This is a genomic window from Methylobacterium sp. GC_Met_2 (assembly GCF_026540795.1).
Taxonomy (GTDB): Bacteria; Pseudomonadota; Alphaproteobacteria; order Rhizobiales; family Beijerinckiaceae; genus Methylobacterium.
The window spans coordinates 54,524-67,252 of sequence record NZ_JALNUM010000022.1; the positions used below are offsets into that span (position 1 = coordinate 54,524).

At 61.9% G+C, this 12,729-nt stretch carries 12 protein-coding genes; 6 read left to right on the top strand and 6 right to left on the bottom strand.

What is annotated here, in order from left to right:
• Positions 1–147: 147 nt before the first annotated feature.
• Positions 148–954: a response regulator gene (locus tag OXS49_RS10615; protein ID WP_243919026.1), complete on the top strand. Its 807-nt coding sequence runs from the start codon at positions 148–150 to the stop codon at positions 952–954.
• 457 nt (positions 955–1,411) lie between these two features.
• Positions 1,412–1,750: a hypothetical protein gene (locus OXS49_RS10620; RefSeq protein ID WP_267423997.1), complete on the top strand. Its 339-nt coding sequence runs from the start codon at positions 1,412–1,414 to the stop codon at positions 1,748–1,750.
• A gap of 158 nt (positions 1,751–1,908) precedes the next feature.
• Here OXS49_RS10620 and OXS49_RS10625 read toward each other — a convergent pair whose 3' ends face one another.
• Positions 1,909–2,097, bottom strand: a complete 189-nt coding sequence (locus OXS49_RS10625) for a KGG domain-containing protein (protein ID WP_243906886.1) — start codon at positions 2,095–2,097, stop codon at positions 1,909–1,911.
• A 244-nt stretch (positions 2,098–2,341) separates the two neighbouring features.
• Here OXS49_RS10625 and OXS49_RS10630 point away from each other — a divergent pair, with 244 nt between their 5' ends.
• A complete protein-coding gene (locus tag OXS49_RS10630; RefSeq protein WP_244007349.1) occupies positions 2,342–2,548 on the top strand; it encodes a hypothetical protein in 207 nt (68 codons plus the stop codon).
• 11 nt (positions 2,549–2,559) lie between these two features.
• Here the strand turns inward: OXS49_RS10630 and OXS49_RS10635 are convergent, their stop codons facing one another.
• Positions 2,560–3,363, bottom strand: a complete 804-nt coding sequence (locus OXS49_RS10635; protein WP_244007347.1) for an electron transporter — start codon at positions 3,361–3,363, stop codon at positions 2,560–2,562.
• A gap of 79 nt (positions 3,364–3,442) precedes the next feature.
• Here OXS49_RS10635 and OXS49_RS10640 point away from each other — a divergent pair, with 79 nt between their 5' ends.
• On the top strand, positions 3,443–3,886 hold the full coding sequence (locus OXS49_RS10640; RefSeq protein ID WP_243919033.1) for a Crp/Fnr family transcriptional regulator: 444 nt from the start codon (positions 3,443–3,445) through the stop codon (positions 3,884–3,886).
• Positions 3,887–3,902: 16 nt separating this feature from the next.
• On the opposite strand, the gene OXS49_RS10645 is transcribed toward OXS49_RS10640, so the two are convergent.
• Positions 3,903–4,346 carry a VOC family protein gene (locus tag OXS49_RS10645; RefSeq protein WP_267423999.1) on the bottom strand — a complete coding sequence of 148 codons (444 nt, stop codon included), beginning with the start codon at positions 4,344–4,346 and terminating at the stop codon, positions 3,903–3,905.
• A gap of 158 nt (positions 4,347–4,504) precedes the next feature.
• Here OXS49_RS10645 and OXS49_RS10650 point away from each other — a divergent pair, with 158 nt between their 5' ends.
• Entirely contained in the window at positions 4,505–5,191 is a 687-nt protein-coding gene (locus OXS49_RS10650; RefSeq protein ID WP_267424001.1) for a L,D-transpeptidase, read from the top strand.
• 215 nt (positions 5,192–5,406) lie between these two features.
• Here OXS49_RS10650 and OXS49_RS10655 read toward each other — a convergent pair whose 3' ends face one another.
• Positions 5,407–6,741, bottom strand: a complete 1,335-nt coding sequence (locus OXS49_RS10655) for a hypothetical protein (protein ID WP_267424003.1) — start codon at positions 6,739–6,741, stop codon at positions 5,407–5,409.
• Positions 6,742–7,590: 849 nt separating this feature from the next.
• On the opposite strand from OXS49_RS10655, the gene OXS49_RS10660 reads away from it, so the two are divergent.
• Complete coding sequence (locus OXS49_RS10660; protein ID WP_267424005.1) at positions 7,591–8,544, top strand: hypothetical protein; 954 nt, start codon at positions 7,591–7,593, stop codon at positions 8,542–8,544.
• 383 nt (positions 8,545–8,927) lie between these two features.
• Here OXS49_RS10660 and OXS49_RS10665 read toward each other — a convergent pair whose 3' ends face one another.
• Positions 8,928–9,812 (bottom strand): glycosyltransferase family 8 protein, encoded by an 885-nt coding sequence (locus tag OXS49_RS10665; protein WP_267424007.1) that lies wholly within the window; start codon positions 9,810–9,812, stop codon positions 8,928–8,930.
• 143 nt (positions 9,813–9,955) lie between these two features.
• Entirely contained in the window at positions 9,956–11,635 is a 1,680-nt protein-coding gene (locus tag OXS49_RS10670) for a Wzz/FepE/Etk N-terminal domain-containing protein (RefSeq protein WP_244007335.1), read from the bottom strand.
• Between the last annotated feature and the right edge of the window lie 1,094 nt (positions 11,636–12,729).

A 12,729-nucleotide genomic window follows, 5' to 3' on the forward strand; every position in this document is an offset into this window, starting at 1 on the left:
AGGGATCGGTTCCGCGGGGGGTGGAACGGAGTGCGGGCGTCCGCGTTGGGCGGAAAGCTGCGCAGGACAGAATGCCGGCCCCGGCACGCCATCGGTCACCGACCGGGCAATCGCGGCCGGGCAACACGGCGAGGCACAGGGGATCGAATGTCGACATCGCAACTCGTGGTACAGCACCTGCCGTACCTGCGCCGCTATGCGCGCGCGCTCACGGGGAGCCAAGTGGCCGGTGACGCGTATGTCGCCGCTACCCTGGAGACCCTCGTCAACGAACCGGACACGCTGGGCCGGAGCACCAACATCAAAGCCGACCTGTTCCGGGTCTTCACCCGGATCTGGAATTCGCTCTCGGTGAACGGTCGCGGCGAGCAGGTTCAGCACGATCTTCCCGCCGAGGTCCGCCTCGGCCAGATCACGCCACTGCCGCGCCAGGCGTTCCTGCTGTCGTGCCTGGAGGGCTTCTCCGAGGAGGACGCGGCGATCATCCTGGGCGTCGACGTCTCGGAGGTTCGCGATCTCGTTGATGAGGCTGGTCGCGAGCTTGCCGCCGACATGGCGACCGAGATCCTGATCATCGAGGATGAGCCGCTCATCGCGATGGATCTTGAGGCGCTGGTCGAGGGCCTGGGTCACAATGTCATCGGCGTCGCCCGGACGCGGACGGAGGCGGTCAAGATCGCCGGCGAGGGTGGCAAGCGCCCTGGTCTGATCCTGGCCGATATCCAGCTCGCGGACGGGTCGTCCGGACTCGATGCGGTCAACGACCTGCTGAAGACCTTCGAAGTGCCGGTGATCTTCATAACCGCTTATCCGGAGCGATTCCTCACCGGCGAGCGGCCGGAGCCGGCCTTCCTGATCGCCAAGCCGTTCCAGCCCGCCAATGTCTCCGCGGTGATCAGCCAGGCGCTGTTCTTCCAGCAGACGGCCCGTCGGCGGGAAGCCAAGACCGCTTAGGTCGAGGCTGCCTGGGCCCCGCGAGGGGCGCGGATCGAAGCATCAGCAGTTACATCGACCCCGGCGAGAGCCGGGGTTTTTTGTTGTCTGAATGGGGTGCCGGCTGCGCATAAAAAAACGGGCCGGAGAAAGCTCCAGCCCGTCGAAGAGGTTCCGGCCGATGCACAAGGGGAATGCGGGGGAGGACCAGGTGGCCGGGTGCAGGGAGAACGGTCATCGCGCTGCTGGGTTCCAAAAAACGCACTTTTCTGGCGATCGTGGCATCAATGGCACAGGGGATGGTTGTGGACAGCGTGGGTGCGCCGCCGCACCAACAACCGTTGTGGGTTCGAATACTCAGCATTCCAAGACACGCGATAGTTTAGGAACCTGCGATTGCGGAACGCGTTATTGAAACATCCTGTCAAGCTCTCGCAATGAGGTCGGGGCAATGTTGCGGTCTGGTTTCATCCTGGGCGTGAGTGCTCCCGCCGCTCTCCTGACCGTGCTGCTACAGCCCGTCGTGCGCGAGACGGCCGATCGCTGGGTGCCCCTGGTGCCGGTGGCTCAACTTGCGCCGGCGCCGCTGCCCGGCATGCGCCCGGTCTCGCTGGCGATCAGCCCGACGCGGGTTGCCGGTGTCCAGAAGATGGATGGGCACGGCGGCCCGACCGCCAGTGAAGCACAGGATCTCGGCATCAAGCCGATTCTGAAACAGCCGGGCCGCCGTTTCGTCCGCGAGGGTTGCGAAACCGCGCTGAGTTCCCTGGTGGGTCCCGAGGCCCGGCGCATGACCCCCGGTCGCTGCATCTCCTGACTCCGACTCTGTTACGCTGATCGAAAAGGGTTCTGCCGACGCGGCGGGGCCCTTTCGGCGTTGGCGTGCAGTGCTGGGAATTCGGAAAGACGATTACATAGAAACGGCGCCGGTCCTGAGGACGCGGCGCCGCTACGCGGAACGGTTACGGAATGGCCTCACTCGGCCCGGCCGGTACCCGTCGACTGTCCACCCTTGCGACCCGCCGTCGAGGCAAGTTCGCGATCCTGCGAGAAGGAGCGCTTCTCGGCCGGCACGCTGCGTCCGCCCTTGCTGGCGATCTCGCGCTGCCGCTCCAAGTCCATCGAGGCAAAGCCCCGCTTCGAGGTCGAATTCCCGGATGCCATCAGTTCCTCCTCAGGCTTCGCTTCACCTCGCAACAACCTTCAGCAATAACCAAGGTTCCTCTGCCCAGACCTGGTCAAGCTTCCTGCAGTCAAGCTTTACGGCAACCAGGGTGTTGTCCGCGGCGTTGGTCGCAGATCGACCTGCATCGATGCGGGAGCGGCGGTCGGCGGATGCCTTGAAGGCCGCCCGGTAGCTCAGCGCAACCTGTCCCGCCCCACGGCCACGATAAGGACCAGCGTACACATGACGAATCGCAACATGGTGAAAGAGGCCGGCAGCGATGTTCCGGCGCCGCATCCCAACACGCCGCCCCTCCCGCCGATGCCCGCGCCGGAGGATTCTGCGACGCCGACGACCCGAGAAGAGCCGGTCGATTCGCCTCATCTCAATGCCAGTCCCAAGCGCGAGGCACCGAAGCCCGGCGAGCTGGGGCTGTCGACGAAACGCTGACCGAGATCGCGTCAGGTGGCTCGCCTCCGCGTATGGCGAGTCAGCCCGACGATGAGGAGGCCGATCGCCAGGATCGTCATGACTCCCGCAACGGTCAGGATCCGCTGGATCAGCGGCGTGTAGACTCCGCGTGCGGCATCGTAGCCGTAGCACAGCAGGGTGAGGCGGTCCGCCAAGCCTCCGATGCGGCCGTTCCCGGCCTCGGTGAGGGCCAAGCGGAGGTCCCGTCCGGTGAGCGCCAGCGGCGAGAGAACCCGGGCCACCCGGCCGTCGCCGGCAAGCAGCAGCGCGGCGGCAGGATGAGCGAAGCTGTCGGTCCCGGCATCGTAGATCGCCGTGTAGCCGAGGGCGGCCGTGATGCGGCTCAGCGCCGTATCCGAGACGATCAGCGCCCGCGGGCGCACGGTGGCGGCGCGATCGCCCAGTGTCTCGGCCAGCATGCGGCGTGCAGCCGCGGCATCATCTCGTGGATCGATGCCGATCAGCACCAGGGCGTAATCGTCCGGCGCGAGTCCTGTTGAAGCCAGGGCATCCACCGACATCGACACCATGGGGTCGCAGACGTTGCCGCAGGTGTAATCGACGGGCAGCAGCAGGACCGGTCGGCCCGCGATGACGCTCCCCAGCGTCACCATCTGCCCGGTGCCTGCGTCCGTGGCGGCGAGGTCGAGCGGGGCGCGGGCACCGGGGGGCGGTGCCACCGCGACCCGGGCCAAGTCGGCCTGAACCAATCGGGCGCGGGCCGGTGCGTTCGCCAACCCCAGAGCGACGACCATCACGGTGGCGTGGCCGAAAAGCCGGGCAGGGCTGGACAAGCGTAGGATGAATCGCATGGATGGGCGAGCCCGTCCGGTCCCACCGTCCTGGGCTTCAGAGCCGCCGCGGAGCCCCGGTATGACCCTCGACACAGAGGTTTCCTCCCTGAAGCAGGTGCCGCTGTTCCGCGAGGTGGAGCCGGCGCGCCTGAAGCTCCTGGCCTTCACCAGCGAGCGCGTGCATTTTGAGCCCGGGCAACGCTTCTTCGCCCGGGGCGATGTGGCGGATGCGGCCTACGTGATCCTCAAGGGGAATGCGGAGGTCAGCATCGATGGTCCGGCCGGTCCGGTCCGGTTGGCGCTGCTCGGCCAGGACGCCCTGGTGGGCGAGATGGGCATCCTCGCCGAGCAACCCCGATCGGCCACGGTCACGGCGGAAACAGCAGTGACCGCCCTGCGCATCGACCGCGGCGTGTTCCTCGAATTGCTGGCACAGTTTCCACAGATCAGTATCGCCCTGATGCGCGTGCTCGCCTTGCGGCTGGAACAGACCAACCAGGCCCTCGCCGAGAGCCGCGGCTGAGCGACTCTCCGCATCATCACGGCGCCGGATAGGTGATGAACTCCAGGAGAGACCCGTCCGGATCCCGGAAATAGACACTGACGCCGGCCCCGGCCGCTCCGAACGTGTCCACGGGGCCGAGTTCCACCGGCACGCCCAGCGTTTCCAGATGCGCGATCGCGTCCGTGATCGCCCCGGACCATCGGAAGCAGAGATCGCTGTTGCCCGGCCTAACCGGTTGTGCCGCCACCATCTTCGGGTTGACGCCGGGTCCGTGGCAATTGAGCTGCACGCCGCCGAACCGATACGCGTAGCCGCCGCTCCGCTCGATGATCTCGGCGCCCACGACGTCGCGGTAGAAGGCGTTCGACCGGGCACAGTCGCTTACGTGGATCACGCAATGGTCGAGGTGGATCGCGGGGCTGAGCGATCCGGCGGCTGCGACGGCCGCCTCAACGGGAAGTGTCTCGGTTTCAGGCATCGTTCGCTCCGCGCGGGCCTCCGCAGCGCTGGGCTGCCAATCTGAATTAGGGCGCAATCGTGGCTGCGTGAGGCGCCCGGCCCGGGCTTGCTGCGGCGGAAAAGCTACATCGTCACGGGCGGGATGACGATACGCATGTCCGGATGATCGGACACCGCATGACGCACCTGATGAACGCCGATCAACGCCCGATACCGAGGTTCGGGGCGACCCTCTCGCGGGTTATGCTCGCCCTCGTTGCGATCGCGCCGCTGGCCGCCTGCCAGACCAGGTCCATGCAGGTCGCGCAGGATGACGAGGCGGCTTGGTACGTCGGGGCCAAGCCCGACAAACCCTTCGACATTCCCCTGGTCGACACGGACCGCCTGGATCCGAAGTACCGCCGCCAACAGGTCAGCTACAACGGACCGGAGCAACCGGGGACGATCGTCGTCGACATCGACAAGCGGCAGCTCATGCTGGTGCAGGCGGATGGCACCGCGATGCAGTACGGGGTCGGCGTCGGGAAGGCCGGCTTCTCCTGGAAGGGCGAAGCCCGGGTCGGCCGCAAGGGCGTCTGGCCCAATTGGAGCCCGACCACCACCATGGTTGCGCTCAATCCCGATCTGCCGCGGACCCGCAAAGGCGGCCTCGACAATCCGCTCGGTGCCCGTGCCCTGTACCTCTACCAGGGCAACCGCGACATCCTGTTCCGGATCCACGGGACCAACGAGCCGTGGAGCATCGGGGAGCAACTCTCGTCGGGATGCGTCCGGATGCTGAACGAGGACATCGCCGACCTCTACGAACGCGTACCCGTCGGAACCCGCGTGCTCGTGAAGCGCAACGGCAAATATCGCGTCTGAGGGTGGGCGTCTCAGCCCACGGGCTGTGGACCCTCGACAGGTGCCGTCGCGGCCCGATCCGGCGTCACGGTCTGAAGCGCGGAAGGCGTCTTCGGACCGCCCAGCTCATGCCACCTCCGTTCCCGCAGCAGCGCCTCATCGCCCAGCCGCGTGGGAAGCGCCCACGCCGGCCGGGCAGGTTCTGTTCCGAACGTCGTGTCACGATGGCGCGCGAGCTACCGGGTCCGGAACTGGATCAGTTTCGGATACCCCTGCAAAGGGACCTTCACCGACCTGGCGTTATCGAGCGTCTGAACAGGCTCGGCACCTGCGGTCGGATCGAAGATCTTCGTCGCGGGCAGATCCGCTTCGCTGTCCACCGTCACGGTGACGGGCGTCACTGTCAGAGGCGTGTTCTTCTCGCTGTCCCAGATCGGCCTCTCATCCCACAGGATGAGGGTCGCCAGACCACCATCACCCTCCACGAGGAGGTGTTTGATCTCGAGTTCACCCGAAGACACCGTCAGCTTCGGCAACTCCGTGTCGCGTGCGGCGCCCCCGCGACCCTTCGCAGATACCGTTTGGATGAGATTGCGGATCGCAGTAGCCGCCGGCTTGGGGCGATAGCCGATATCGAACAGGCCGAAATGCTTCTCCATCTCGCTCGACGCCGGATCAGGGTAAGCGTCCAGGAGCTGATACAGATAGACCTTCGCGACGCCCGTATCGACGGCATCGAGAATCAGGTTGAGCAACAGCTTCGCCTGGGTCGGCTCATCGACCCCACCCCATGTGCCCTTGCCCGGGAGCGTGTAGTACCCGACCTCGGTGATGGCAGCCGCGCGCTTCGGATCCAGGCGATTGGCCTGATCCACAACGTTCTTGACGTGCACGCCCGGCTGCTCGCCTTTCGGCGGGTAGATGTGCGCATTGTAGACGTCGGACTGGCCGAACAATTCCGGCCAGGATGTCAAATTGTAAACCGGCACGTTGTCGAGCGACGGGCTGGCTTTGACGCCCTTGTAGAGATCGTTCTGATATTCGATTGCCGCATTAGGCCCCGTTTGTCCGTTATAGGTGACGGGCCAGTTGTTGACCTCATTGGGGCCTTCGACGGACGTGATCGCGCGTGGGTGGATCCTGGCGAAATCGTCGAGGAGGGACAGGATCTTCGTCAGCGGCAGGTTGGACGCGACGACGAAATCGAATTTGAAACCGGCGGTCGCAAAGGGTCCGAAATGCGATCCCCCGCCTCCGGCCAGCGATGGATCCGGGACTGCATCGCGCAGGTTGCCGACGCCGAGATATCGGAGCGCTTCAAGCACCTTGTCGATGTCCGCATAGCTGCTGTCGGTATAGGGGATGTGGGTATTTACACCTACCGTGTTGATAAAGTCCTGACCGCGGACCGCCTTCGTCCCGATTCCCGACACGTTGGCCACCGGGGTTGCCCCCGACATATTCTGAGCGAGCTTGATCATGGAGGATCGCGGCTCGCGCTGGGCCAGCGCCACACTGCCTGCCGTGAGAACCGACACGCTTGCCAAGATCGAATAGAAGCGTAAACGCATGCGTATGCCTAGCAGATCCAATCACTATCTCGCGATACATAGTGCTCTAGTCGAAGGTCGTCAAACTGCTCTTTGCCTCAGTAATAATATGCCACGACGAGCCAAGATCACTGCTTCCATTTCGCAATTCCATGAAGAGCGATACGGAACGTTTTGCCGCTGACGGAGACCCGCCGGGATCCCGCTCACGGCCGCTGCCCTGGGCAACCAAACACGGCAACGTTCGATTGATGCGTTCGGACGGGTGCGGGCCGTAGATCGAACTCGCTACCGTCATGCCTGTGGGGCGCGCATATGCGATGCCGAAAGCATCGTGCGGAAAGGACGCGCTTCCGTTCGGCCGCGGCACGCCTCGCGCCGGTCCTTGGATGTGACACGGGTTGGATCATGACGTCGCCTCGAAACACGCTGCGATCCGGTGCATGGGGTAAGCTGAACAGTGATCGCCGCGTCGGCGAAGCCTCGTGCGGGCTTGGACAGAGGACTTGACCGTCCTGCCGCCATGACATGAGGCTGATACACGACGAACTCGCGCGTCACGGAATGGCAGGATATACTTGAGACAGTGACTCAACTGCAGCTATAGGGCTTTTGCAGGTGTTTCATCCAGTTACGGTATGTCTATACGTGCTCTGGAAATACGATTGCGACTTTCGCTAGCTCAGATAATGCGACCAGTCGGAATTCCGCGCTAAATTTCTTGACAAGATTTCACGATTGGGTGTTTAAAGCTATTAAACAGGCGAATCATGTATTTATTCGGACGATTCGCTTATATATTCCGCGAGTTACGACCAGTCCTGGGCATAAGCTTTGCATGGCTGCCGGGCAGCGAGAGGGCCTGCCAGAATGTACATCGCCAAACGTGTCCGTCGAAAGCTGGAAAGTATTGCGCGAAATGCGGTGCACGAATTCATGTCAACCGATCTGGCGCGAAGAAATGTGGAGAGTTACTACAATAATCTGCGTGCTGAGCGATTGGCAGCACCGGCCGCACTGAGTGAAGCCGATCAGAAAATCGTGACGTCTCTGCGCGAGGTGGGCGTATACCAGACACGATTGGAGGATTTAAACCTCTTCGGGGCTGAGCAGATGCTGTCGCAGGCGCACGAAGTCCGCGACGATATCGAGACACGTTTGGCGGCGGGTCCCACGCACGTAGATGACCCATTTTTAATCCAGGCCGACAAGTCCGAACTCGTGGATCGGGCGGAGATTTATCTGTTCGGTTTGAATGAGCGACTGCTCAGAATCGTCGAAAATTACTTAGGGTTGCCCGTCGCCTTCGGGGGATTCAATTTCTTTTACACGCTCGCCGATGGATGCGAGCGTGGCGCACGCGTCTGGCACCTGGATGGCGAGGACGAGAGTATCGTGAAAGTCGCGGTCTATCTAAACGATGTCGATGTCGATGGCGGCCCGTTCGAAATGATCCGTCATCGGCTCTTCAAGGGGGCTCAGCCCTATACACGCCCAGCGCGCCACGAAAAATTGGAACGCGTCATCGGACGCACGATCGATGCGGATGAAATCGTCACTTGCACGGGACCGAGCGGCAGCGTTATTTTCTGCGATACTGCGCGCTATTACCATCGTGGGAAACCGGCCACGGGGCAGAACCGGACGGCGATCTTCTTCAATTACTATCCCCGTCCTCCCCGGCGCCCCTACTTCTGTGGAAAGCCCGTGGTCGCGCTCGAAGATTTGGAACTCGCGCCGGATCGCTTGAGCGACTACCAGCGCCAGAGCGCGCAATGGCGCGAGAGTCTGCCGCCTATCGCGAAGTATGTCTTACCGAAGTAGCGATGGGAATCGACACGGAGGCATACCGCCGAACTATAGCGTTTTGACAGAGCTTGACGGTCAATGTCTGCATCGGACAGCGCCCGTGGTCGTGGGCGAGGTCCCCGAGCCAACATTGAGCGTCACCGAAATGGCATGCCCACCCTTCGTCCAGACGCCGATATTTTGCGTCGTGGAAAAGGTTTGGTGCCAACCCTTCGTTCTCAATTTGCCGGCAATCGCGTCGTAGTCGGAGCCAGCTTTTAGTCTCAGACCGCTGATCAGATCCGTGCATTCCGTCTGGGCATCGTCGGCCGCAGCGCATGGGCCCGACGAAAGCACAAAGGCGAGAAGCAATACAGCCGGTGGAATGATCGCTCTCAAGCCTACCTCCCGCATCGGGGTCAGTGCTGCACCAGGGACCGAAACTTCCTCGTCACCCGGCGTGACTGGAAATCGGGAAGTTTAGCCGCCCAGGGTGAGCGCCGCTTGATCGATGCGTAGGGCCGGCCCTTTCCCGGGTGAAGCAGACGATAGCCGAAATGCCATGGCTTGAAGCCACCGACGTAGTGGAGGATGCCGGCGCTCTGCCGCAGGCGCCCTTCCTCATCACGGCGCGGATGGTTGATCATCATGTTCCATTGTTCCGGCAGTTCCGTCAGGCCGGATGAGAGCACCGCATTCAATGTATCCTGATCGGCATGCTTGATGTCTCGCCGCTTAAGGACAAAATCCCGGAGGCGGTTCTCGGTATTGTCCGCTCGCCAAGCTTTTACATTGATGAGCAGCACGCCGGAATTGAAATAGACATCGCGCGGTGCCAAGCCCAGCGAGGATTTGAGTTCAGCATCGGGATCGAGCCAGGGGTCTCTCACCGCGGCAATGGTCTTCAAACCGTCGCCGAAGTTCCACAGCTCGGTCAGATCCTGCTGGCAGACGATGTCGCAATCGAGATAAATGATGCGATGGATGTTGGTCGGAAGCAGGTCTGAGAAGAGCAGCCGGGAATAGGCTGCCCTACTAAGATGATTTGCCATCTGCAATTCTTTGGGCAAATTATCCAGCTTTGATGAGACTTCATAGTTCGTGAATTCGTGTCCGGCCTTCCGGGCGGCCAGGCTGCATTTTTCGATGTCGTCCGGTGCCACGTCATCGGACAGCAGATGAAAATGGATGCGGCCCTTTCGGGTCACCGCCATGGCGGATTGCATCACCAGACCCGCATAGGCGCCATAGTTGCGATCGGCCGCGCACATGAGATGGAGCAATGGAGGCGCTGTGGCGGACATCTGATCGGGTCTCGCGTTTTAACGGAGGCGTGGGGTGTGTGGGGCAAATTCCGACGGCCAGCGTCGATCATACCGCGGCCTTCCGGCGGAGGCACGGCGGTCAGCGCCCCCGTTACGACGCCGCTAAAGTCGCGCCGTGACGGTCACGCCTTCGGCTCGTCCAGGACGACGCCGAGCAACAAGGTGCCGCTGGCCCTGATGAAATCGGCGGCTTCGGACAAGCTCTCCTGTGACGACTTGCCGAGATGCGCGACCAAGATGATGGCATCCATGTTCGACAAGAGGGTCAGCGAGGTCGGCATCGACTCGAGGTCGGGTAGGTTGGTGATGATGCTGTCGAAGGCCGAGACCGCGGACGAGAAGACGAGATTGTCCGAAATGGCCCCGAACGACGATGCCGTATCGATCGATGCTTCCAACTTGATGATCGACAAATTCGACGAGACTGGAACGATGCGGCCGAGGTCGTCCTGCCCCTCCGCTTCGCGCGTCGGCATTGGCGTACCGAAGCCGGACGCGTAGGCGAGCGTCGTCAGGGGATTGGTCGCCGACATGCTGGCATCGACGATCAACGTCTTCTTACCCGACAGGGCCAGCGTGTTCGCGAGTTGCTTGGTCAGGATCGCGGACGCGTTTCCGTCGGAGACGGCGACGATCCCGATCGTGTGACGCGCGTTCTGTAAGTTGGCGGCTTCGACCGCGACCATCACCCGGTTGAGAAAGAACTTCGTTCGCGTATCGACCTTCAGTCGGGCCTTGCTGCGCAGGGGCCGTCGCCCGCCCTTCGACAGGTTCACTTTTCCGAAGCACGGGCAGTTCAAGTCATCCTCGACCTGCGCGGTGGACCGAACCGAGGTGTCCAGCGAGTCGAGGAGGGCTGCTATGCTGACACCGAACAGCGCACCGCCGAGCAGAGCGACGGCAATCACGAGCTTGGGGTTCGGGAAGACGCGGGCCAAATCCGGGCTTGCCGAAGACACGATATTCGCATCGGCCACGAGGAACGAGGTCGATTGGACGTTCTCGGTCAGCTTCTCGAGCGCGGATTCGTACATCTTTCGATAAGTGGTCGTTGCGCTATCGAGCTGGGAGAGCGTGACCTCGGCATCGAGCTGCCCGGTGCTTTGCTCTTGGCCGCTGACGCCGGTCCGGAAATCCTGTGCTGCATGGGCAGCCTTGTGCAACTGCGCCTGCAACTGCTGCACGCGATGTTCCAGCCACTCCCGCGAGCGGGTCGCGTCTTCGACTTTTCGCGCGAGCTGATTCTTGATGTAGGCCTCGCACAAGGCATTCACGATTTTCGACGCTTTGCTGGCGCTCTCAGATTTGAATGAGACTTGAATGATATAGGATTGCGAGACGCGTTTCACGTCGAGCCGGCTGGCGAACCGGCCAACGACCCCATACAGTTGCTTGTTGCTTTGCGATGCGGCGTCCGATCTGTTCGGCAGCGCCAGTTCGTTGTCGGTGTCGAGCTTGAGCTCCTGAACGACCGGAAGGATCGTGCTGTAGGACCGGATGATCTCGATCTGGCTTTCGACCTGCGAGTTGTTGAGCGTCAGATCGATCAGGCCGGCATCCTGTTTGAGCAATTGTTGCGGCTGCGGCGGATTGATTAGAATCTGCGCGGACGCGACGAAGTCGGGCGGGGACACTTGGACGTAGACGAAGGCCAGAATCGCGAACACGATGGCGCTGCCGGCGATGATCCGAGCCCACTTGCGGAGGAAGTCGAAGAGATCCTCCAGGCCGGTATGCCGCCGGTCGCGGCGGATACTGTCCTGCTGCTGGTTGGCTGTAAAGATCTGTGTCTTATCCAGCATGCGTATCGATCCAATTGGCGTTCGGGGCGACGGCTCGGATTAGCTAACTTGGATACGCGATCATGGAGGGCTGCGATCCGCCATCCGTCATCTGCGAGAAGTCCCGACAGTCACTTCAGGAAAGCTATGGGTGGAACAGGATAAACTTATCCATCCAATGCTCAGATTTATATTATGAAGGTTTTCAATTTTTTATATCCAATCTTATGGTGCAAAGCAACAGCAACGCTTGCGCTCGGGTCGTGCGGAGCGTTGGTCCAACGACGGCCTCGTCCACCATCCTCATCGCATGCGCGACGGAATTGTTTGAGTGGTGATATCTGCGCAGAAGCAATGCGGATGGTTCCTGTTTGAGCCTCATGCGAGGGCCGGACCCGGTCTGGCCGCTGCATGGTGCGCCGATCATGCCGCGCCATAGCATTTTGCCTTGATCGCCGGTGCGCGACAGGCGCCGCGAAGGACCACGCGACAGGTCGGTTCCTTTCCTCGATTGCGGTCCAAGCTCCCTGGTGTCGGATCAGAGCCCGGCTTGGCGGATCCGGCAGGGCGCGCCGTCAGGCGACTCAGACGCGGGCCGACCGGATAGTCCCCAATGTCGACCCCGGCGCCTTCGCAGTGCAGCATGCCGTGTCGCATCTGCGCGCCGCATCAAGACCCTGCGATCCGTTCGGACGTTTCCAGACCATCAACGCCTTCGGGCGAGGATGCGCTCCCATGGTCAATGAGGCGGCTTTATCGCCACGGGCAGTTTGCTTAACGGCTGGCCACGAAATCCTGCCGGGCTTTGTGGGGCGTCTATTTATTACACCAGGTGTCGCGGGTGCCAACTTGTTTTCGTCTTTATTCAATAAATAACTCTGGTCTACGTAGTCCGCGGCAGCCGAAGTACTTACCATGGTTGCGAAAGGTTCACCCACAACTGCAGCGCGGAGATAGGATATTCTGGCAATCTAATCGACCAATTTTTAGCAAAAGACTATAACGCCTACTTGTCAAAGCAATCTTCAGCCGCTACAACCGGGCTAATAACCAATCATTAACGTTCGCCATTGGGCTCGCCAAAGGAGCTGAGACCATGCTGACTCATGCTGAGG